This window comes from Paraburkholderia nodosa (genome assembly GCF_001718195.1).
Classification (GTDB): Bacteria; Pseudomonadota; Gammaproteobacteria; order Burkholderiales; family Burkholderiaceae; genus Paraburkholderia; species Paraburkholderia nodosa_A.
The window spans coordinates 1-21,965 of sequence record NZ_MCNV01000023.1; the positions used below are offsets into that span (position 1 = coordinate 1).

Genomic DNA, 21,965 nt, shown 5'->3' on the forward strand with positions numbered 1-21,965 from the left:
TCCAGGTATTGCCGCCATCGGCCGTGTGGAGCACTTCCCCATCGTGTCCGACCGCCCAGCCCAGCGTCGAGGACTTGAAGGTCACCGCAACAAGATCGGCGCTCACTGGCACGTTCACCTGGCGCCAGTGCGCCGCGTCGTCGTCCGAGACGAGAATGACGCCGCGTGGCCCCACCGCGACCAGTCGCTGGCCGGCCTGGGCAACGGCCATCACGGGTTCGTGTGCAGCGCGTGGGTTGGTGATTGCCGGCGAGTGCATCGGGTCGGCAAACCCCGCATAAACCGCACTGCTCGCGAGACAGGCCGCCGCTAACAGCGTGAGCCAGTGAAACATGGTATTGCGCATTGCGTCTCCTTCACAATTCTTGAAGCTCGTCGAACTTCGACCAACCCCGATTTCCGCCTAACGCCCGTTTATCCGCGGAACATCGCGCCGCTGCCCATCTCCGTCAAGGTAGTTACATGCAACTCAAAGCGTTCCTTGGCGAGCACCACGCTCACCGGGAAATGGTCGGAACGCTCGCGGGGCGTACATCGAATCCCGCGAGCGCTGCTACGGCGAGCCGAAAGCAGGTTGGTTGAAAAGCCTTCAGCCGCGTTCACGGTATGTCCAACGGCGCCGAGCTGGTCATCAAAACGTTGTCTGGTACGTGATGCCGAGCCACGACTTGTCGCTGTACGGTACACCGAGGGCCGTTGCCGCGCCCGCCGTTGAATACCCCTTCTTGTTCATGTAGTAGGTGTAGGTGATGTCCACCTCGTGCTTGTTGTAGATCGTGAAGTCAAGTCCGACTACGAAGGTGTTTTGGCCCTGCGCTTCTGCGGCTGGCCCAATCACGGACGAATAGCCCTTCAGATTGAGGTTGACGAACAGGGGCATCGTAAGATCAACTCCCGGGAACACTTGGTACCACTGCGGACTTGCGCCAATGCCGAGCCCTGCCCAGAACCGCGTAGCGCAATTGTTAAATGCAGAGTTGCCCGAAGACGAGCATTGACCGGTGGTGTCGTAGCTGGAGTTGGCGAAGTTGCCCGCATTCGACTGCACACTCAACAGTTGATTGAACGCGAATTCCGCTTGCAGGAACATGTTGTCCCACAGCAGAGACTTGCCGAACGACTGCGTGACGTTCAGCAGTCCGTGAAGCGTGCGCCCCGTCGGCGCGTCGTTGACGGTGGTGGTGTTGACTGCGTTGAGCGGCATGTTCCAGCGATACGACAGCTCGCCAGCTACCGCTGCATTGCCGATCGCGCTGTTAAAGCCCAGGCCGACCAGGTTGACATCGTTGCCGTACTTTGCAGTGACAGCGGGGAGATTGGTACCAGGAAAGAGTTCTGGTCCGGCGCCAGGTACAAGCACAGCCGCCCATGGCATCTTCATTGCGAAATGACGGTACGTAAGTTCGTATGTCGTCGCAAGCGAATCGACGCGCCACTTTCCGTCCAGGCCAATGTCGCCGATCTGACCCTTGGTCGGTGCAACCCGCGGAATCGCAAAAGTGCCTAGCCCTGGGATTGTTTCCCAACTGGCGACAGGAGGCCCGTAGAGAATCGGATCCGCTCCGCCGAAATACGTGCCGCCTTCAGGCAGCCGGTCGTGATTCCATTCGAAGGTGTACTGTGCCCCGAGGGTGATCGTATCGGTGATGTTCGCCGTTACGTCCGCTTGAGCCGTCGGCAATACAATTTCCTTCAGCGAGGCGCTCGGGCTCTGTGTCAGCTTCATCAGATCAAGTGGCTGCTGGCCGATCGCCACCGAATTCGCACCACCGAGCGTGGCAAAGGCCGACTGCCCCCAGGTCGCTGCGGTCCGGCCGAGCTTGACGTTTACTGGGTGCCCACCGAGGTCAAATGTGTTGAATACGAACGCATCGCGCAGTTCCGCACTTGGCCCCTGGTAATACTTTTTGATGTAACTCGTATATTCGTTATTGGGATAGTTAGGAAGAAATGCAGGATTGCTCGTATTGTGGTTCTTGAATGTCGGGTCATACCACGCGTCCATACTAATGCGGAACCCGGATGTATCCTTGTACTTGAAATCGAACTCGCTGTAGAGGTTCAGCATTGACTGAATCGTGCTGAATTTCGGAGTCGACAGATCACCTTCGTCGTAAGTCGGGCTGTTCGTGTAGAAATGATCCGGATTCTGTAGCCGGATGTCGTAGTCGGCACGCACCGTGTTATCCCATTCCATGTCAATGTCTGGGTTCGGAACATCGAAATGGAAAGCATTGGCGTTCGCGCTCAACAAGCCGAAAACGGCTGCAACACAAGTTGCGTTCAGCCCAACTCTTGTCACAGCTTGATAAGGAATACTACGTTTCATTCGTCTCCTCTCACCTTTGTTTAACCAACTCATGCCAGTCTTCAGATGTATGCTTCGGGCTCTTTCGATGATGAAAGCGCGTCTCTACTTGTTTTGCGGCGGAGCCAATTCTGGTGCGCCACAAGCCAATGCCAATCGTGGCCGATGGCCTGTCCTTCGTCCGCTGTAGCGTTGACGGTGTCGCGATACGCTCCGAGCTAACCGACGACTCCCCCGCCAATGGGAAAGTGAGGCTGAACACGGCACAACCTCAACCACTGGCTTGTAGCGGTTAAAGAGCTCATCTCTACGCTGAAGATGCTTAACGGATGCCGCTCGTTTGCATGTGCTCCGGCGTAAAGTAGCTTTCGTTGAATTTGACGTTAAAGAACACCCCCGGCGATTCACTCGCATGGTTGCCAAAAATATAGACCCCACTCTGAAAATCGTAGAACCAGTTCGGCAATGAATAGGGGATCTTGTAGTCGTACGCAGGAACCGTGGTTTCAAAGCCTGTCCGATACAACTTCCCGGACTGATCGTAGGCGTCCATCATCCCACCGCCGCCATCCTCGTCCATATAGAGGACCTTCTTGCTGTAAACGTGACGTGCCCCAGGCTTTAGCGTCAGTTCAACGACCCAGACGCGATGAAGCTCCCAGCGTCCGTAGTCGGGATTTACGAAATGTGGCGTAAGAATCTTGCTTGATGGAATTTCATACGTTTGCTTATAGTCGTTGTAAGGGATATACATCTCCTTCTTGCCAACGAGTTTCGCATTCCATCGATCCATCTTCCCAAAGAACAGAAAGATATCGTCCATCGTGATCGCGCCGGAATAGCTGGGCTCTGGCGTATCATAGGCAAGGTCTGGGGCTACCCGAACTCGACGCTGCCCCGGGTTATATTCCCACGTCTCTTCATCATGATCGGCCATGTCCATTGGCATCCAGAACAGCGAAGTGGCACCGATCATGCGAGCTGGCGCTGCATAGTCGTTATAGATCTGATACCAAATCGCTGCCCCTCCTTTTTTCTTGAATTCATCTTCATGACTCGTGTCATAGTACGGGTAATATTGATCTGCCTTGATTTGCGAAACGAGGATCGGCGTTCCGCTCGAATCAACAAGCCAGATTTTTGTTCGATTAGACTGAGCGGTACCGCCATATCGCATTTCCCAATCCCAAAGGGCCTCTAGCCCCGATTTGGGAACAGGGAAAGGTTTCCCTCCGAATGCCCCAACTACTGACAAGCCATTTTTCTCCAGCTTCGCTGTCTCGGAGTTTTGCTCGGAATTCTTAAGATACCAGTCGGGAAATGAAGCACTGCGGTGCGTGGGGTAAACATTCATTCGGTAGTTCGGGTAACGCTTGAACAATTCAATTGCCCCGGCGTTCATCTTGTCAGAGTACTGCTGGTAGTTTTGCGCCGTAATCTCTAGAATTGGCTGTTCGCTCGCGAAGGGATTCACCCACTTGCCTGAATCCGCTTTGAAACCCGACGGGATGTCCTTAATTCCACCAGTGTATGCGGGAATCAGACCATCCTTGCTCGCCGCAATCTCGGCACCGAATTGGGTGAGCTCGGTCGGCGCGGCATGTGCATAAGATATCGCTACCGTCAGAGTCGCGATCGACAGTCCACGAGTCAACCTGGAAAATGTTTGCACTTCTGTCTCCGTCAATTAAAGTTATTACGACGCTTGCCACGTCGACATTCCACATATAAATATGATTAGTTATACATATAGATTGATGCTGACGAACACTACCAAGTCGCCTGCTAATGGAGAAAACGCCAGCTTGAGCGGAACGTGAAGTTTTATTTATTTAATTCAAATGTCAATCTTGTTGCGACGACAGATCAAAGAATCCGAAAAACCATTGTCTTTATTGAGTCCAGGTTGATCGCTTCCGACATCACCATATCTGCCGTGTCAACTCGAGCCTTCATTTCAGAAAAAACCGATTCTATGGAGTCAGACTGCATGGAGAACAAAGTCAGGGGACCAGCCCTGGGCGTAACCGCCTCGGGAGGGGTCTGAGCGCAGACGCGCTGCCTCGTCAAACACACCCCACACCACATTTCCCTGCTTTTTGATTAGACCGGGCATGACAGCATACGGAGCGGTTTCATCGGCAAAACGCCGTCCCTCTCGATTCACGTAGATCAAGGAAGTAGGTTGAAATCCGGGAAAACCTTTTTGTGGCGTACGACGGAAATAAGCCATCGTTCCCAGCAAACCACAATTCACGCCGTCGATCAGTGCCCCCACCTGTTCGCCAAGCCTGATACCATCGCCACGGCTGCCCGCCGCAGAGATCGTATCGGGGCGGAATCTGCATCAAACCCGCTATATGCGTCGGGAAAGTAGCGTCGCAGGAGTTCGGGGTCGTGCGCTATCCCTCCGCAGGTCAGCGCGACAGCGTGGGAGCGCACAGATTCTCCACCGACATCGACACCGACAACTGCACCGTCCTCAGTCAGGAGTCGCTGAACTCTCGTACGCAATACAATCTGAACGCCGAGTGCGCCGCATCGTTGCGACAAAGCATCAATATATGCTTGCCCACCGCCCACCGGAACATGCCCGCGCGGCGGCCATTCCACGCCTGAGGCATAGAGCCCAGGCCGACCCGCAGCACATGGATAGACGGCGCCTGGAACCTTATGAACATGCTCGGCCGGGCACTCAACGCCGAGGGAGTATAGCCACTCGAGTGTCGGCGTTGCGTTCTTGCAGAACGAACGAATAAGCGCGGCTGGCTGTCGCCACGCATTCAGCGTCATGTAGTAGTCGAAGTAAGCCTCGACAGAATCCTCTAAACCCAAAGCGCGTTGGACGCTGGTGGCAGCAGCGTTAAATACGCCGTCAGACAATGCAGTGGAGCCACCAATTCGGTCCTCCGCCTCAAGAACGAGAACCGAGCAGCCTGCCTCCGCTGCCGTCGCGGCAGCAGCAAGTCCGGCTCCCCCTGCCCCGATCACGATCAGATCGTAGTCAGTCGTCACCTCTATCTCCTTTAAGTATTTTTTGTGTTTCGCGCAGCGATTGACTGGCGCTGCCGCGGACAAGATCCAAGCCAGAGCTAACTGGGGTGGCCGAGATACGCGGCGAGGTGCCTGTGGCTGTTCGAGATCTGACGTTCCTGCACTGGGTTCATGCGGGCGCCCGCAAAGGCAGATGAATGCATACCCCGCTGTACTGTCTCCATATTGTTTAGGTCTTGTACAAGCAGATAGGGGATGTCTTCGCGATGCTCCGACCACTTTTCGTAGAATTCCCGCTTCCACGGGAGTTCCATGCCAGGACCTTGCCGGAGCAGTCCCCACATATCCAATAGGCAGCTATTCGGATCAGTCCCATTTGGGCGACTGCGAAACACTAATGTGCAGTCGAGCCCAAATACGAGAACCATGTTAGGAAAAACGCTCCAGTCGACGCCGAGATGCTCAGCCTCCTCGGGCGAAGGACACGCGATGTCCGTGCCTTCGGCGACTGCGGCGTCCCGAAACAAACCAAACGCTGCCGCCTGTATTTCGCCTATTGAGGCGTTGGTTGGAACGAGTTCAAGAAGTCGTCGCAATGTGGACCTCGAACGCTCACTCACAACTGCGCCACCAATTTGATCTGCAAAAGCTTCAAGGATTCGCACATAGCCTTCGCGGAGATCGTCCGGGACTGGCTTGCCGGTAAGAGGAGACGGAGCGCCCAAGGGCCTCGCATCAGGGTATCCGTGGCGGCCATGCTTGCCGTAGGCATAGCTCACTGAAACCGAGTCCATGAAAGGAACCGTTTGTGCGTGTGTGATTGCGACGTGGTAGCTCTCCATGAAAGCCTCGATCGCCGTCTTCCAATTCGCAGAGACGTTCATGGTCTTGTACCAAATGAACGACATCTTTTCGAACTCGAGGCAATCTAGATGCTCAGGTACAGGTGTGATAAATTCCTGGAACGGCTCACATTCAGGGTCCAGATTGACAAAGACGAAGCCCCCCCAAAGACCTACGCGCACCGGCTTGAGACCGAGGTCCGCGTCGGTCATCCCCGGGCAACCGGCCCAATCCTCGCGCTCCTTTACGCGTTGGATGTCGCCATCCAGTCCCCATTGCCAACCGTGAAAGCGGCAGGTTAGGCGGGAGACCTGGCCGTACCCGTTGGCAATGCGGTTTCCTCGATGGGGACAGACGTTGTGAAACGCGTTCACGCGCTCTTCACCGGCTCGGACAATGACAATTGATTCATTGAGGATATCGTATGTGGAAAACGATCCGACGGCCGGTATTTCCTCAAGTCGGCACGCCATCTGCCATACGCGCGGCCATAGCTTCTCATTTTCCTGTTCGGCGCATTCTGGCGAAATGTAGTACGCAGCGGGAATGAGCTCGTCGCGTTCCAAATATTCAACCGCCTTCGGAACATGGTTCATAACGTATTCCTCATTACGATGATCAATGGTTTAAATTGTCGGTGCCCGTGACAGGGTTTGTGGAACGTGTCAGGCCGACCTACAGGTAGTATTGGTAACAGACCTTGCAGCCAACGTTCTTCGCACCGCGGCCTCGATCTCTTCGACGCTCCACATATACAGTTTTTCAAGCGGCCGGGAGAACGGGACCGGCGTGGTTCTTCCACCAATCCGCTCCACAGGAGCCTTCAGACAACCCATTAGCTGTTCATTGATCCGCGCGGACACCTCCGCACCGACACCGAAGTTCCTTACAGCCTCGTGGATAATTACAGCCCGACCAGTTTTCGCCACGGATGTCAACACGGTATCCATGTCAAGCGGAACAACCGTCCGAAGGTCCACGATCTCGACGGTGATGCCTTCGGTCTCCAGCTTCTCTGCTACTTTACGAACGTCAACAAGCGGATGTCCGTAGCCGATAACGCTTACATCCTTCCCTTCCCGCTCCACGTTGGCTTTACCAAGTGGTATGCGAATTCCTGGCTCTGGCGTAGGGCTGGTGTGCGCAAACATCGAGACGAAGTTCTCCACGAAAATGCACGGGTCGTTGTCGAAGATGCATGACATCAACAGTCCATAGGCCTCGGCCGGCGTCGAAGGTATCGCGATCTTGATTCCCGGTACGTGCGCGAACATGGCTTCGTACATATCCGCGTGCTGCCCACCTGTGCCGCCGCCGACGCCCGCGGTCATGCGCAGCGTAATCGGAACATAAGTCTGTCCACCCGACATGTAGCGCAACTTAGCCGCATGATTGACGATTTGGTCCATCGCTACAAGGGCGAAGTCCATCATCATTATTTCGGCAACGGGCCGCATGCCGACCAAGCTTGCGCCGATAGCCGCTCCAACAATTGCCTGCTCGGAAATTGGGGTGGAGCGAACGCGCTCAGTCCCATATCGGCTCGACAGTCCCCGCGTGACTGTCATTACCCCACCGCCTTCCTCGTCAGCGATGTCCTCTCCCAGCAGGAAAACGGAGGGGTCATTTGCAAGGGCCCAGTCCAGTGCAAGGTTAGACGCTTGGCAGAAGTTAATCTTTGTCGGTATCCTTTTCTGCGTCATCTTAGAATTCCTCGGAGAATACGTCGCGATTCAATTCATCCTCAGTCGGATACGGGCTCGTTCGCATGAAAGTGACAGCCTCGTCAATGTCGTGGCGAATGGTCTCGTCAATTTCGTTAAGTGAGGTATCGCCCGAGAGGTGTTCAACCAGCCACTGGCGATATCGTGTTACAGGATCCGATTCAATAGCCGCAGCGTACTGTTCTGCGGGGATATACTCTCCTCGGTCACCATAGTTGTGTCCGCGAAACCTGAACGTCATCGCTTCAATAAGCGTAGGGCCGCCCCCATTGCGGGCGCGATCTATGGCGATTCGCGATGTCTCGTACATCTCCAGCGCGTCATTACCGTTTACACGAACACCGGGCATATCGTATGAAGCCGCACGCTTCGCGATGCTGTCGACTGCCGTTCCCTTTTGGAACGGGGTATGTTCGGCGTAGAGATTGTTATGACAAAGGAAGATAACGGGGAGCTTCCATACCGAGGCTAAGTTCAATGCTTCGTGAAAAGCTCCGATGTTCGAGGCTCCGTCACCGAAGTTGCATACTGTTACGCGCTTTTCGCCTCGGAGTTTCGATGCAAGTGCTAGCCCGTTCGCAATAGGCAACCCTGCTCCAACGATACCGGTCGTCACAAGGACGCCGGACTCCGGGTGCGTTATATGCATCGGCCCGCCTTTCCCTTTGCAAGTTCCCGTAGCCTTGCCGGCAAACTCGGCCCAGAGTTGCTTGAGGGGAACCCCTTTGGCGAGATGGTCGTGAAGTCCGCGGTAGATTGTTACAACGTAGTCCTCAGTATTCAGATTGGCGGACGTCGCGGCTGACACGATTTCCTGTCCACGAGGGGAATAGTAAGCAATCTGAAGTTCACCGCCGCTCAATTGTGAAATGAATCGATCGTCAGCGAGCTTGATCAACATTGCTCGGCGATAAATGTCAAGAAGGACCCCCTCTCGGGGAATACCCGTAGGCATGAAATGTCTCCGACTCTTAACTCGTTTATTGAACTAACATTGCGTTAGTGCCATTAACGTCAATATAGGCGCGTCTATACGAGGAGTCAAGTGAGATTGCTTACGGTCGGAAGCGCGGCTGGGGGCTATGCGGCGCCAGATAGTAGTGGGCGCCGGTTTCATGCTGTCGTCGGGCGAACCGTCGATATGTTCTGACGCGCGGACGCGTGGAGCCGGTCAGTCCAGGCTGGGCGACTCCACGCTGCTCAACGAGAGGGATTCAAGTGAAGAGCACGAGACCTACAAAGTCTGACAGTGATGCAAATGAAATGACGATTGATTCAGACCTGTCGAGCCTAAGCTCGCTGCGTGATGAACACCGCCGGGTAACGCATGCGCGTATTGCGGCGGCTGCGGAGAATTTGTTCAAGATGAACGGATTTCGCGCAACCTCAGTAAATGACATTGTGCAGGCTGCTGGCACTACCGCGACTACGTTTTATCGCTACTTCAAGAGCAAGGGGGAGCTAGCCTGGGTCATACAAGACGAACTCCGCGCTGCGGTCGAATCTGAAACGACAAAGCTCGACAATGTCGAGACGCTCTCGGACATACGAGACTGGCTGGAAGGGTACGTTGTGATGTGGCGACGAGCCCACATGCTCTGTAGTGCGTTTTGGGAAGCGACACTTGCTGATGAACAGCTGCGCCGCACGATCATGCCTGGCACTATGGCACTTATACGTCAGTTGCGAGGGCTGTTGTCCCGTATCCCTGAGAGCAACCACGACGGAATTGCGATCCGATTGTCCACACTCGTACTGGCGCTCGATCGGGTGGCATATGTGGCGGACACGGCAGACTCTGAATCCAGCCGGTCAGCGATTCTGGACGAGTTCGCCACCATTATGTTTCGAAGCTTGATGGAACATTGACGGGGACAGAAGTGTCCTCGCTCGTTCGGACAGGGTTTCTATATTTTTGAGTGGGATGTCCGAGGCAATCATGCTGCCGATTTGATCGCAGGCAGCGTCGGGAAGTATGCCTCATCCGGCGTCTGATCCGCCAGGCTCGAATGAGGCCGCTTCCGGTGGTACAGCTCGATATATTCGCCAATGGAGCGCCGGGCGCAGCTGACCGACGCGTAAGGCCTTCAGATACACCTCCGCTGCGCCACACGCGCTCGACGAACACGTTGTCGCGCCAGGCGCCCTGGCCGTCCATCGACAGACGGATATTGCTGCTGAGCACCGCCTCTGTGAACGCTCCCGCCGTGAACTGGCTACCCTGATCGGTGTTCACGATGTCCGGCAGCCCGTAACGGGCGAACGCTTCTTCCAGCGCTTCGACGGCGGTGCACGGCTCCCAGCGTGATGGCGACGCGGTGCGAGAGCACCTTGCGGCTTGACCAGTCCACCACCGCCGTCAGATACACGAATCCGCGTGCCATCGGAATGTACGTCGTGTCCAGTGCCCACGCCTGGTTGGCCCGTTCGACCTTCAGGCCACGCAGCAGATACGGCCAGGTTTTGTGCTGCGCGTTGCGGCGGCTCGTGTTCGGCCTGCAGTACAGCGCCTCAACGCCCATGCGCTTCATCAGCGTGCGCACGCGACGGCGACCCGCCTCATGGCCTTCCCGGCGCAACAGGCGCGCCAGCATCCGTGCTCCGGCAAACGGAAACTCCATGTGCAGTTCGTCGATTCGTCGCATCAGCAACTGATCGACCTCGCTGACCGGCTGCGCCCGGTAATGCGCGCTCGATCTCGCGATGCCAACCAGCCGCGTCTGTCGCGAAACCGGTAGCGCATGCGTACGGTCGATCATCGCTTTGCGCTCAGCAGTCCGGCCTTGCCGAGTGCTCCTGACAAAAAATCGTTCTCCAGCGTCAACTGTCCGATCTTCGCGTGCAGCGTCTTTACATCCACCGGCGGCTCGCTCGACGGCGCGCCTGTCGCACCAAACACATCTGCGGCGCGCTCCTGCAACTGCCGCTTCCATTCCGTGTCTGGTTCGGATGCACATCGAACTGCTGCGCCAGTTCTGCCAGCGTGCGCTCGCCCTTGACCGCTGCCAGCGCCACCTTCGCCTTGAACGCCGCTGAGTGCGTGCGTCGGGTTCTCTTCGTCATGTCTTCGGTTCCTTTGCCAGCATTATCGCTGGCTCAGGCCCCGGCCAAACCATTTGTCCGATTGTCCGAATTTGCGCGGCCACCTCTATGGCCTGCTTACAGGCAACCCGCCCCAGCTGGTGTACTGACCGCCCAGTTCACGGCCGCATCGAAAATCGCATCGCCGTCGGCGCTGAGCTTTTCGAATGATCGGTTGCCAAGAAACAGTGCAACGCGGCGTGCCGGGGCAATGAAATCGTAGTCCATCGTCGCGCCCTTCTCGTAGGCGAACACCACCGCATGCGACGGTTCGCCAGTGATCGTCGCTATGATCGTCGCGCCCGGCCCCGGCTTGCCCCAACCCATTTCATCGTCGCGTGGATAGACCCAACGCTTTCCAGCAGACACGCCACCCGCGATCGGACTCGGCGCGTTTACGACATTCACGTAATGCTCCTTCGCGACTTCGCCAAAGTCCTCGCCTCTTTTCTGACCGGTGAAGCGCAACGGGTCGAACAGATCCGACTCCCACGTCAAAAGCGGCACAGGGACATCACGAAACGGCGTTCCCACCATATCCCGCGCACTCACCACAGACGAGATGATGACGAGGTCTTCGCCCTTCGCGGCCGAAACCGGCGCGTCTTCGTCGACCAGTTTGACGATCATCCCGCGTTGTTCCAGATGCGCGATCACCTTGTCGTCCTCTTCACGATCGCGATGATTAAGCCGAGTGACGTACAGCACATGCTTGTTGGCCGTGACCGCGTCGCCGCTCGCATCCGTTGCATTTACCTCAGCCGCGCCAGCCGTACCCGCTCCTCCCAAGGCGATCAATGCAGTCAACAACGAAGCCACGCGCAGTAGCACCTGTCGCGACGTGCGCGCAGCCGCGCCGTCCGAACTCAATGGAAGATTCACATTCATAGTCGTTCTCCTATCAGAAATCGAATGTCGAGGTCAGAGAAATTGTCCGCTCGAGCCCAATGCCCAATTGGCTCGATCCCGCTGACGCCCAGTAGTGTTTGTTGAACGCATTCTCGACGTTCAACTGAAATGCAGCGTTTCGTCCAAACAGATTCGTCTCGTAGCGGGCGCCGGCGGAGAACAGCGTATAACCTGGGATATACGCCTGATTCGCGTCGTTGATCGGCCGCTGACCCACGAAATAGGCCCCGCCGTTGATCGAGAATCCATAAAGATGCGGCACGCGATAATTCAGAAATACGCTGCCGGTATAACGCGGCGTATTTTCCGGGCGCTTGCCGAGCGTCGTGGAATCGGTGCTGTCGACGAGCGTCGCATCGAGCCACATGCCGGTCGTGACAATCGAGAGATCGCGCGTGATGTCACCCTGATACGAGAACTCGATGCCGCGATAGCGGCCCACGCCATTCAGTGCGTAGACGCCGTCGGCATCCGTGCTCGCGGACGGCTGACGAATCTGGAACGCGGCGATCGACGCCAGCGCGCCGTTGTTGAATCGATGTCTCAAGCCGACTTCCACTTGCTTACTCACCGCCGCCGGCAGAACCTGATACGCATTCGTCGCAGTCGCCGGTGCGCTGCCAGCGGACTCCAGCCCTTCGATATAGCTCGCATAGACGCTCGTTTTCGCCGTGATCTTGTACACGATGCTCGCTGACGGCGACGTGTGATTCACATCCTGCGTGACGGTTTTTGCTTGCGTAGCGTGATACGACGAATAGCGCACGCCCGCCGTGAAATCGAGGTTCTTCGTCAATCCGATGCGGTCGAAAAGGTAAACACCCTGATTACTAATATGCTGCGCGTAAAAGGCTTTCGACGAGCCGGGCGTCAGACTGGTGATACTAATCGGCTCATACAGGTTCTGCGTGGCCGTGTAATAGTAAGTCGTGAAATCCGGCTGGAATAGCCAGTTCTCGTTAACGCCGAACGTGATGTCGTGCGTGAAAGGCCCGGTGTTGAAGAGGCCGTTTACTTCCGCGCGCACGTTCTTGTTCTCGTAGAACTGACCGTTCTGCTTGCTGCCCTGCAACTGCCCCGTGCCCGTATCGACGTTGTACTTCTGGAAAATCCAGAGCCAGCGATTGCGTTGCGTGATCGACTGACCAATCGAAACGTTCGCGCTCCAGTTGTCGTTGATCAGGTAGTCAGCGCGCAGGATTTGCGCGATCGCGGTCGAGGTGGTCGGCTTATCGTTCGGCACCAGCAATTTAGACGCGTCCGGCAGCGAGGGCAGCGTGATGACGCCGTTGACGGCTGTGAGCGGCGTAATACCGGCCTGCTCGACCACGCGCTGATCGATGTGCTCGAGGTCGTACTTAAGCGTCAACCGATTAGTCGGCTTCCAGTCAAGCGCGACGCTCTCGAACATGCGATAACCGCGGTCGCCGCTGATCGGCGTCTCGACGTGCTCGGCCATTGCGTTGACGCGAATGCCAAACTGCTTGTCCGCGCCAAAGCGCCGCGCGATGTCGACATGCGCGCCCACCGAACCATGCGAATCGACCAGCATCGACGCCGACGTCACCGGCGTATCGCCCGCGCGTTTCATTACCATGTTGACGATTCCGGCTGGCACTGCGAAGCCGTAGTACAACGCCGAAGCCCCCTTCAGCACTTCGACGCGCTCCTTGTCCTCCATCGGCATCCAGATGTTGTTGTCGATGGGCAGCACGCCGTCGAGGTAATAGCTCTGACGATTGTCGAGCGCGATACCACGAATGGAGAGCTGGTCATACGCAATGCCGCTCAACTGCTGGCGTGTGACGCCCGCGACATTACGCAGCGCGTCGTATAGACCCGTCGCGGCTTGTGCTTTCAGCACATCGCTCGTGACGACGCTCACGGTGGCAGGAACGTCGAGCGCATCGAGTCCGCGATATTGGCCCGTCTGAACGGTTTTCGGCGCGAAGGGGCTCGCCGCCGGATCTTTCGCCGTCCTGACCAGAATAGGTGCCAGCGTCGCGCCCTTTTCCGGCTCGCTCGCAGCGGCGGATGCCGACGCGGACACGCTGGACGCCGCGACCGGTTCGTCCGCGAAAGCGCGGGAATCGGCGAACCCGCCATAAGCGACCACGGTCAGCGCAACGGCAATGGACCGGCGTCGTTTCAAGGCGGAGCGTTGCCGAACCGAGGCGGCGCGACGAATTGGGCGGGAAGATCGATTCATGACAGAGAGAAGAGAAAGTAACGCGCAAAGCTGCGCCATCGAATGCCGGGGCATTCGAACTGGGCGACACATCGAAAAAAATTGACTTGGCCAGAACCGGGGAAATGTCCGCCCAGGCACGCGCGAAGGCGACTATCGATCCAGCGTGTAGCTGTTAGCCGGATGCACGCATGACGTAAAGCACCGCACGGGGAGCGGCCTGCTTACCGCCCGACGCTCGAAGATTCCGGTCGATCCTCGCCGCGGAGGCGCAGCCTAATACCATAGGAATACTAATCATTGTGTCTGGAGACATAGGTACACATGCGCGACGACAGAACCGGGCACTGCGCTCGGCGCGTTGGTCGCGAGCCTCTGCACGGAGTGTCATGGAGGCGTGCTCGCTGCTAAAATGCGAATGGTTCGTATTTATACTTTAAAAATTCAGACTTGGCAATTCCTTCCGCGGGCCCTGTCAGGTTGCCGGAGATGTGGCGGTAGAGTGAAGCGATGAAGAAGACGAAATCGCTTTATCACGGCCACCGTTTCCCTGCTATCGTCATCAGCTGCGCCGTTCGCTGGTACTTCCGATTCAACCTGAGCCTGCGCGACATCGAGGAGTTGTTGCTCGAGCGTGGCGTCGTGGTCACGTACGAAACGATCCGTTGCTGGTGTGACAAGTTCGGCGCTGGATTCGCTCAGTGCGCCAAGGCAGTGCGGCGCAAGCCGGGCAGCACCTGGCATTTAGACGAGGTGTTCGTGACGCTGCGCGGTGAGCCGTATCTCCTGTTGGCGTGCGGTCGACGAGCATGGCGCCGAACTCGACGTGCTGGTGCAAAAGCGTCGCGACAAGGCCGCGGCAAAGCGCTTCTTCCGGCGGGTGCTACTTTCAAACCCGGTGCCGCGCGAAATCGTTACCGACCAACTGCGCAGTTATCCGGCGGCGAAGGCTGATGCCCCTGAGCTTGCGCAGGTAAAGTACGTTTTTGTCAAAGCGGCCGCACGCGTGAACAACCGCGCCGAGAACAGCCGCCAGCCGACCCGTCGGCGGGAACGCCAGATGTGCGGGTTTCGCGATGCGCGAAGCACGCAGGCTTTGCTTTCGTGCTTCGGCACGAACCGTCAGCACTTCGCGCTACCAAGACATCAGATGAACGCTGCTCGTCATCGCGCTATCCTGCAAGAGCGTCTCGCAACATGGCATGGCTGGACCGTCTCAGACCCGGTTGAGACAGTTATCTGATGAGGATAACTACGAGTGTGTCGATACATTGACCTACAGCAGCCAACTTGACAACGCCCTCGCGGTGAGTATTTGCGGTGCAAACCGTCCGAAGTACGCGGCAAGGTTGTCGACGTCTCGCTTGAGCATCGAGGCGGCTTCGTTGTTGCCGGCTGCGTCAACGGCCTGTGGCAGATCAATGATCACCGGCCCATCCGCTGCCACGAGGATATTGTATTCCGACAGGTCGCTGTGAATCACCCCTGCGCAGAGCATGCGGACAACCTGGTTCAGCAGCAGCGCGTGCAGGTCGAGGGCGCGGGCTTCGGTCAGATCGACATCGTTGAGCCCGTGGTGCGACGTCACCCACCACGTCGATCACCAGCTCCATCAGCAGTACGCCGTCGGTGGAAATATAGGGTTGCGGCACGCGCACACCCGCGTCGGCGAGCCGGAACAGCGTCGACTTGAGCGTTCTGCCATGACGCTTCCTGTATCTGACGGCCGTAGCGCGTACCTTTTTCCATCGCCCGCGCCTGCCGGCTATTCTTGACCTTGCGACCGTTCCGATACGACGCGGCTTGCCGAAAACTGCGCTGCTTCGCGTCCTTGTAGACCTTGGCGCAACGCATCGATTCGCCGCTGCGCACGACGTAGACTGTCGCCTCCTTGCCGCTCATCAACTGGCCGATGACTTCATCGATAAGTCCTTCTTCGAGAAGCCGTGCAAGTCGTTTGGGTATTTTCATGCGTCGGCCGTGAATGGCCCTCTGAGGTATGCGCGATCAACAAACCGATGTATCGAGCAGCCGGTGCTGGCGGCCGTAAGCTTGCTGCGTGGGAGATGAATGGAGTGATGCCGGACTATAAGGGTGGCCGAGGACGAGCCGACGCAAATCTCCCGGCGACTGCGTAGATGCATCGCGCCGCAGTTCCAGACTGCTCGCTGCTTGGCACGACGGGCGGCACTCGACGGCGGTGGTCGGTGCGACACGACCGCCACAAACAGCCCCTGCTGCATCACCAAATGCTTTGTCATACGCTCGCTCATCGCGTAGCCGACCAGCTCTCCGCTGAACAGATCCTTGAGCCCAGCCAGGCGCGGCCAGCCCTCGTCGATTACGAGTGGAGCATGAGACCGGACGTAGTCGAACTATCTCCCGGCCTCTCCTCCCCGAACCGGACTTGCACCGCTCGGCGCATCCGGCTCTCCGTTCAAGCGTTGCACATAGCAAAAGCGACAGGGTTCGCCGCGTTGCTTCTGGAAGTGTCTACGTCAACCTCTAAATCATGCGGATGGCGTCAAACACTATGGAAGCCCATTCACTGTCGCCAGCATCGCCGAAAGACGAGTGCTGGAGTAGCCCCTTGATTCTCGGGACACATGGCATCCCTTAAAATACGTATTCCTATCAAAACCGTGTGGATACCTATTTAAACTTGCACGAATAGAACATACCCGTCATGCGTCTCGACGCTGATAATCGTGCCTTCCACTCACGCAGTGTCATTCAAAGTCAGGTCACTACTACAATCACCAACGCATCAAGCTCAAGTTAAACGGGCTGAGTCCTGTGATGTACAGAACCCAGCCCGTTCGGCCCTAGCGAAATACTGTCCAACTTTCCGGGGTCGGTTCAAATCTGCGGGCTTTTTTTGTTTTGCGGACAGCATTCCCCTGCCTCGCTCCGTTATGTTTCATGGTATACATTGCCACACGGCACGGCGCGTGCGTGCAAACCCATGACAAGCCGATTGAGGAAGACCGTATGGAACTCGTTGTCGTCGCTGCGATCGTCGCCGTCAGCTTTGGCGCCGCCGCGACCTGGCTGCTCGCAACCCGGCTGCCCGAACACTGGCTCGACAAGAGCGCCAGTGAGGGCCGTTATGCCCATCTCGGGTTGGAAAACGAGCGCGCCGCCGAAGCGGACCCGCGTCGCGAGCAAGCTCGCATCGATACGCGGCGCGTACGGCGCTCACGCGTGCGCGCAAGAATACAGGGCGCCGCGCGGATGATGCGGGCGTTGCGCCCCGCAATCGCTCGCCGCGATCACGACCGCACCGCCCGCCCGTAACGCTTCTGGACGCGCTTCAATCGCGCTCACTCACGCGAACCCAGCGGCGAACGGACGAAAGCCGAATCGGCAATCCTCGACTCCTCACCCGACTGAAAGATCCAGCGCCGGCGCATCGGCTGCAAGATCACCTTTGCGCTCACGCCCGCCATCATCGCCACGCAGGCGACCATGTCGAACACCATGTTCCACCCGCCGTGGATCGCCAGCAGCGTAGCGACCGGCACGAGCATCGCCGCGGTCCCCTTCGCGGTATAGAGCGTGCCCGCGTTGCCGGCCGCGTACTTCGCTCCGAACGTATCGGCGCAGGTCGCCGGAAAGTTCGAAAAGATATCGCCGTAGAACAGGAACACGAGCCCCGAGAACAACATGAAGAGATACGGGTCGTGGCCGAACGCGCGCAAGCCCAGCAGCGCGAGTCCCTCGCCGAGAAACGTGATGAACATCGTATTCTCGCGGCCGATGCGATCCGAAATCAGCCCGCACAGCGGCCGCGTAAAGCCGTTGCAGAGATTGTTGATCGAGAGCGTCATGGTGAGCAGCGGCAGCGTCGCCGCGACAAGCGTGACCGGCATCGAGGCGAAGCCGTAGCTCTTCGCGATGGGGCCGATCTGCGCCGTCGCGATGATGCCGCCCGCCGCCACGCAGACGAACATCGCATACATCACCCAGAAAACGGGCGCGCGAATCATTTGCCTCGTCGTGTAGTCGGTCTTCGTCGCGACGATGCGCTTCATGCCCGCCGCGTGAGCGGGAGGCTTCGGCCGCACCATCACCAGCGCGAGCAGCATGATGCAGGCACCCTGCAGGAGTCCAAAGAACACGAACGCGCGCTCATAGCCCGACTGCTGGATCATGTTCGAGATCGGAATGACCGTGAGCGCCGCGCCCGCGCCAAAACCTGCCGCCGTCATGCCGGCGGCGAGACCGCGCCGGTCGGGAAACCATTTGAGCGCAGTGCCGACGCACGTGCCGTACACGCACCCCGCGCCGATGCCCGAGATCACTGCCGCGACGTAGAGCACCGGCAGCGCGGGCGCCCACGCGTCGAGCACCCAGCCGAGCCCCACGCAGCAGGCGCCGCCCATGACCACGGGGCGCGGGCCGAAGCGGTCTACGAGCCAACCCTCCACCGGCACGAGCCAGGTTTCCGTCACGATGAAAATCGAAAAGGCGAGCTGAATCGCAGCCTGCCCCCAGTGATGCCGTGCATCCATCGGCACGACGAAGAGCGTCCACGCGTACTGCAGGTTCGCCACGAGCCCCATACAGAGAATGCCAGCGACGAGCTGCACCCAGCGGTTGTGCCGCCGGGCCGTGTAGCCGCCATCGATACGATCGGTATATGCCACGTTGTCTGCCTCCATCTGTTGTGATTGCGCGCGGGCTGGTTGCGCATCGCCTCGACGCCGGTGCGTCCGCCACTTCCCGCGTTACAGCGAGCGCGGCAGACGTGTGCCCGCCGCGCCTTGCTTCAAACGTCAAGCGGCTTCGAGTTGCCGCAGCAGCGCGTCGACGCTGCCCTTCGCATCGCCAAACAGCATTCGTGTGTTGTCCTTATAGAAGAGCGGATTGTCCACGCCCGCATAGCCGGTCGCCATGCTGCGCTTGGAGACGACCACGGTACGCGCCTTCCACACCTCCAGCACCGGCATGCCGGCGATCGGACTACCCGCATCTTCCTGCGCGCCCGGGTTGACGATATCGTTCGCGCCGATCACGAGCACGACGTCGGTGCTCGTGAAGTCTTCGTTGATTTCGTCCATTTCGAGCACGATGTCGTAGGGCACCTTCGCTTCCGCGAGCAGCACGTTCATGTGGCCGGGTAAGCGCCCCGCAACGGGGTGAATGCCGAAACGCACGCGAATGCCCAGCGCGCGCAGCCGCCGCGTGATCTCGCTGATGGTGCCTTGCGCCTGCGCGACGGCCATGCCATAGCCCGGCACGATCACGACCTCCTGCGCGTCGCGCAACAGCGACCCCACTTCGTCCACGCTGGTCGGCACGACTTCGCCTTGCGGCGCCTCGCTTGCCGTGGAACTCACCGTACCGAAACCGCCCAGGATTACCGAAACGAAGCTGCGATTCATCGCGCGGCACATGATGTAGCTGAGAATCGCGCCGCTCGATCCAACCAGCGCGCCCGTCGTGACGAGCAGGTCGTTATCGAGCATGAAGCCCGTTGCCGCCGCGGCCCAGCCCGAATAGCTGTTGAGCATCGAGACGACCACGGGCATGTCCGCGCCGCCGATCGCCATCACGAGGTGCACCCCGAGCGCCGCCGCCAGCACGCACATTACGACGAGTGCGTAGAGGGCGTCGCCGCCATCAGGAGCACTGACGAAGCGATAGCCGAGCGCGATGCACGCGCCCAGCACGACCGCGTTGAGCAGATGCCGCGCGCTCAGCACGAACGGCTTGCCGCTCACCGTGCCCTGCAGCTTCAGGAACGCGACGATCGAACCGCTGAACGTGACCGTGCCGATGAAAGCCCCGACATAGATCTCGGTGTCGTGAATCGCGCGCTCGACGCCGCTCATCGGCGCCTTGGGCGAGAGAAAGTTCGCAAAGGCGATGAGCGTGGCCGCAAGACCGACGAAGCTGTGCAACACCGCGACGAGCTGCGGCATCTGCGTCATCTCCACGCGGCGCGCGAGCATCGCGCCCATCCCGCCGCCCACCAGCGCGGCGATGAGCGCGATTTCCAGGCCCGCACCGCCCGTGACGAGCAGTGTGGCAAGCACGGCGATCACCATGCCGGTCACGCCATAAAGGTTGCCGCGCCGCGCACTGGCGGGATGACTCAGCCCGCGCAGACTGAGGATGAAGAGCGTCGCCGCACCGAGCCACGCCATGTTGCCGATTCCGTTGAGCATGACGTCTCCTCAGGTGCGTTGGAACATCTTCAGCATGCGCTGGGTGACGAGAAAGCCGCCCGCGATGTTGATGGTCGCGACGACGAGCGCAATGCCCGCCAGCACGGTCACGATCGTGCTGGCGTTGCCCGGATGCAGCAACGCGCCGATCACGATGATCCCGCTGATCGCATTCGTCACGCTCATGAGCGGCGTATGCAACGAGGGCGTGACGTTCCAGACCACCTGATAGCCGACGAACACGGCCAGCACGAACACGGTGAAGTGCGCAACGAACGCGGGCGGCGCGACCGCGCCGAGCGCGAGCAGCAGCAACGCGGCAACGACGAGCGCCGCGAGCGACCAGACGCCGTTGCGGCGCGCGGCCTGCGCGGCGGCTTCTTTCGCGTTGCCGGTCGCGACGGCGACGGACTTCGCCTGTGCAACCGCTTGCGGCGTGGCCGAGACCTGCACCGGCGGCGGTGGCCAGCACACCTGGCCGCGCTGAATGACAGTGGTGCCGCGCTGCACGACGTCGTCCATATCGACCTTCAACTCGCCGTCTTTGGCAGGCGTGAGATCGGTCAGCAGATGGCGGACGTTGGTCGCGTAAAGCTGGCTCGACTGGTTCGCCATGCGGCTTGGCAGATCCGTGTAACCGATGACGGTCACGCCGTTCGCATTCACGACTTCACCCGGGCGAGTGAGTTCGCAGTTGCCGCCCTGCTCGGCCGCCATGTCGACGATCACGCTGCCCGCGCGCATGCACGCCACCGTCTTCGCATCGATGAGGCGCGGCGCCGGTTTGCCGGGAATGAGCGCCGTCGTGATGATGATGTCGACCTCGCGCGCCTGGGCCTCGAACAGCGCCATCTCCGCTTCGATGAACTTCGCGCTCATCTGTTTGGCGTACCCGCCCGAACCGCCGCCTTCCTCCTCGATGTCGATGCTCAGGAACTCCGCGCCCATGCTTTCGACTTGCTGGCCGACTTCGGGGCGCGTATCGAACGCGCGCACGATGGCGCCAAGACCGCGCGCGGCGCCGATCGCCGCAAGCCCCGCCACGCCTGCGCCGATCACGAGCACCTTGGCGGGCGGCATCTTGCCGGCTGCCGTGATCTGCCCGGTGAAAACGCGCCCAAAATGCTGGGCCGCTTCGACGACCGCGCGATAGCCGGCCATGTTCGCCATCGAACTCAACGCGTCGAGCTTCTGCGCGCGCGAGATGCGCGGCACGCAGTCCATCGCGAGCACCGTTACCTCACGCGCCGCGAGTTGTTCGAGCAGCGCGGCGTTTTGCGCGGGCCAGATGAAACCGATCAGCGTCGCGCCGGGCTTGAGTCGCTGCACTTCTTCGCTCGAAGGCGGACGCACCTTGATGACGATATCCGCGCCGCTCAAGAGCGCCTGCGCGTCGTCCACGACGCGCGCGCCTGCCGCACGGTAAGCGTCGTCCGGGTAGGAGGCACTGGCGCCCGCCGTCGTTTGCACTTCCACGGCGTAGCCCAGTTTGATCAGTTGTGCCACACTTTCTGGCGTCGCCGCTACGCGTCGTTCGCCTTCGTGTATCTCACGGGGGACCGCAATCGTCATCGCCATGATGCGCCTCCCTGCTGCACAAGAGCGCGCGCTGCGGCGAGAACAAACGGAATCGGCGGCGCGCCAATGCATCTGGCGCGCCGAAAGCGTAGCCACGACTTCATGAAACGTCTCCTATGTCGGCCAGAGTTTGCGCTTCAGCGCCTTATTCTGGTCCCACGCAGTTT

The 21,965-nt window shown here is 59.0% G+C and carries 15 protein-coding genes and 5 pseudogenes; 4 read left to right on the forward strand and 16 right to left on the reverse strand.

The features are described from left to right. From BFD71_RS29430 to BFD71_RS29460, 8 genes are all read right to left on the reverse strand, one after another. On the reverse strand, positions 1-346 hold a 346-nt coding region (locus BFD71_RS29430; protein WP_256094971.1), incomplete at its 3' end, for a WD40/YVTN/BNR-like repeat-containing protein. 285 nt (positions 347-631) lie between these two features. Next, a complete protein-coding gene (locus tag BFD71_RS29435; protein WP_256094972.1) occupies positions 632-2,329 on the reverse strand; it encodes a DUF1302 domain-containing protein in 1,698 nt (565 codons plus the stop codon). A gap of 301 nt (positions 2,330-2,630) precedes the next feature. Further along, positions 2,631-3,950, reverse strand: a complete 1,320-nt coding sequence (locus tag BFD71_RS29440) for a DUF1329 domain-containing protein (RefSeq protein ID WP_370684326.1) — start codon at positions 3,948-3,950, stop codon at positions 2,631-2,633. A 339-nt stretch (positions 3,951-4,289) separates the two neighbouring features. After that, positions 4,290-4,586 (reverse strand): hypothetical protein, encoded by a 297-nt coding sequence (locus BFD71_RS40850; RefSeq protein ID WP_141710840.1) that lies wholly within the window; start codon positions 4,584-4,586, stop codon positions 4,290-4,292. Next, positions 4,574-5,386, reverse strand: coding sequence for an FAD-dependent oxidoreductase (locus BFD71_RS42895; RefSeq protein ID WP_256094973.1), 813 nt, complete (start codon positions 5,384-5,386; stop codon positions 4,574-4,576). Before BFD71_RS42895 ends, BFD71_RS40850 begins: the two co-directional genes overlap by 13 nt. A gap of 14 nt (positions 5,387-5,400) precedes the next feature. Continuing rightward, on the reverse strand, positions 5,401-6,741 hold the full coding sequence (locus tag BFD71_RS29450; RefSeq protein ID WP_069267840.1) for an aromatic ring-hydroxylating oxygenase subunit alpha: 1,341 nt from the start codon (positions 6,739-6,741) through the stop codon (positions 5,401-5,403). Positions 6,742-6,810: 69 nt separating this feature from the next. Further along, a complete protein-coding gene (locus BFD71_RS29455; RefSeq protein WP_069267841.1) occupies positions 6,811-7,848 on the reverse strand; it encodes an alpha-ketoacid dehydrogenase subunit beta in 1,038 nt (345 codons plus the stop codon). 1 nt (position 7,849) lies between these two features. Continuing rightward, positions 7,850-8,824, reverse strand: a complete 975-nt coding sequence (locus BFD71_RS29460; RefSeq protein ID WP_069267842.1) for a thiamine pyrophosphate-dependent dehydrogenase E1 component subunit alpha — start codon at positions 8,822-8,824, stop codon at positions 7,850-7,852. A 308-nt stretch (positions 8,825-9,132) separates the two neighbouring features. On the opposite strand from BFD71_RS29460, the gene BFD71_RS29465 reads away from it, so the two are divergent. Further along, a complete protein-coding gene (locus BFD71_RS29465; RefSeq protein ID WP_069267843.1) occupies positions 9,133-9,738 on the forward strand; it encodes a TetR/AcrR family transcriptional regulator in 606 nt (201 codons plus the stop codon). Between the two features lie 68 nt (positions 9,739-9,806). Here the strand turns inward: BFD71_RS29465 and BFD71_RS39490 are convergent. The 3 genes and pseudogenes from BFD71_RS39490 to BFD71_RS29485 form a co-directional block, all read right to left on the reverse strand. Beyond that, positions 9,807-10,932 (reverse strand): annotated as a pseudogene (locus tag BFD71_RS39490) (IS3 family transposase). Between the two features lie 96 nt (positions 10,933-11,028). After that, positions 11,029-11,838, reverse strand: coding sequence for a hypothetical protein (locus BFD71_RS29480; RefSeq protein WP_069267844.1), 810 nt, complete (start codon positions 11,836-11,838; stop codon positions 11,029-11,031). Positions 11,839-11,851: 13 nt separating this feature from the next. Further along, on the reverse strand, positions 11,852-14,011 hold the full coding sequence (locus BFD71_RS29485; RefSeq protein ID WP_256094974.1) for a TonB-dependent siderophore receptor: 2,160 nt from the start codon (positions 14,009-14,011) through the stop codon (positions 11,852-11,854). Positions 14,012-14,557: 546 nt separating this feature from the next. Here BFD71_RS29485 and BFD71_RS29490 point away from each other — a divergent pair. Then, positions 14,558-15,290, forward strand: a pseudogene (locus BFD71_RS29490) (IS6 family transposase). A 60-nt stretch (positions 15,291-15,350) separates the two neighbouring features. Here the strand turns inward: BFD71_RS29490 and BFD71_RS29495 are convergent. Both BFD71_RS29495 and BFD71_RS40855 read right to left on the reverse strand, forming a co-directional pair. Then, positions 15,351-16,018 (reverse strand): annotated as a pseudogene (locus tag BFD71_RS29495) (PA4780 family RIO1-like protein kinase); the annotation flags it as partial. Between the two features lie 230 nt (positions 16,019-16,248). Beyond that, a pseudogene (locus BFD71_RS40855) lies at positions 16,249-16,386 on the reverse strand (IS3-like element ISBvi4 family transposase); the annotation flags it as partial. 406 nt (positions 16,387-16,792) lie between these two features. Between BFD71_RS40855 and BFD71_RS40860 the strand changes: the two are divergent. Then, positions 16,793-16,876 (forward strand): annotated as a pseudogene (locus tag BFD71_RS40860) (IS3 family transposase); the annotation flags it as partial. Positions 16,877-17,038: 162 nt separating this feature from the next. Next, positions 17,039-17,344 (forward strand): hypothetical protein, encoded by a 306-nt coding sequence (locus tag BFD71_RS29500; RefSeq protein WP_069267846.1) that lies wholly within the window; start codon positions 17,039-17,041, stop codon positions 17,342-17,344. Between the two features lie 26 nt (positions 17,345-17,370). Here BFD71_RS29500 and oxlT read toward each other — a convergent pair whose 3' ends face one another. The 3 genes from oxlT to BFD71_RS29515 all read right to left on the reverse strand — a co-directional run bounded on the left by oxlT (position 17,371) and on the right by BFD71_RS29515 (position 21,798). After that, entirely contained in the window at positions 17,371-18,711 is a 1,341-nt protein-coding gene (oxlT, locus tag BFD71_RS29505; RefSeq protein ID WP_141710842.1) for an oxalate/formate MFS antiporter, read from the reverse strand. A gap of 114 nt (positions 18,712-18,825) precedes the next feature. Beyond that, complete coding sequence (locus BFD71_RS29510) at positions 18,826-20,220, reverse strand: NAD(P)(+) transhydrogenase (Re/Si-specific) subunit beta (RefSeq protein ID WP_069267847.1); 1,395 nt, start codon at positions 20,218-20,220, stop codon at positions 18,826-18,828. A gap of 9 nt (positions 20,221-20,229) precedes the next feature. Beyond that, entirely contained in the window at positions 20,230-21,798 is a 1,569-nt protein-coding gene (locus tag BFD71_RS29515; protein WP_069267848.1) for a Re/Si-specific NAD(P)(+) transhydrogenase subunit alpha, read from the reverse strand. Positions 21,799-21,965 lie beyond the last annotated feature (167 nt).

Excerpts from the sequence above, each read along its gene's own strand:
- BFD71_RS29515 (WP_069267848.1), bottom strand. The coding sequence starts at position 21,798 with ATGGCGATGACGATTGCGGTCCCCCGTGAGATACACGAAGGCGAACGA.
- BFD71_RS29465 (WP_069267843.1), top strand. The coding sequence starts at position 9,133 with ATGACGATTGATTCAGACCTGTCGAGCCTAAGCTCGCTGCGTGATGAA.
- BFD71_RS29460 (WP_069267842.1), bottom strand. The coding sequence starts at position 8,824 with ATGCCTACGGGTATTCCCCGAGAGGGGGTCCTTCTTGACATTTATCGC.
- BFD71_RS29450 (WP_069267840.1), bottom strand. The coding sequence starts at position 6,741 with ATGAACCATGTTCCGAAGGCGGTTGAATATTTGGAACGCGACGAGCTC.
- BFD71_RS29455 (WP_069267841.1), bottom strand. The coding sequence starts at position 7,848 with ATGACGCAGAAAAGGATACCGACAAAGATTAACTTCTGCCAAGCGTCT.
- BFD71_RS29510 (WP_069267847.1), bottom strand. The coding sequence starts at position 20,220 with ATGCTCAACGGAATCGGCAACATGGCGTGGCTCGGTGCGGCGACGCTC.
- oxlT (WP_141710842.1), bottom strand. The coding sequence starts at position 18,711 with ATGGAGGCAGACAACGTGGCATATACCGATCGTATCGATGGCGGCTAC.
- BFD71_RS29480 (WP_069267844.1), bottom strand. The coding sequence starts at position 11,838 with ATGAATGTGAATCTTCCATTGAGTTCGGACGGCGCGGCTGCGCGCACG.
- BFD71_RS29500 (WP_069267846.1), top strand. The coding sequence starts at position 17,039 with ATGGAACTCGTTGTCGTCGCTGCGATCGTCGCCGTCAGCTTTGGCGCC.
- BFD71_RS29435 (WP_256094972.1), bottom strand. The coding sequence starts at position 2,329 with ATGAAACGTAGTATTCCTTATCAAGCTGTGACAAGAGTTGGGCTGAAC.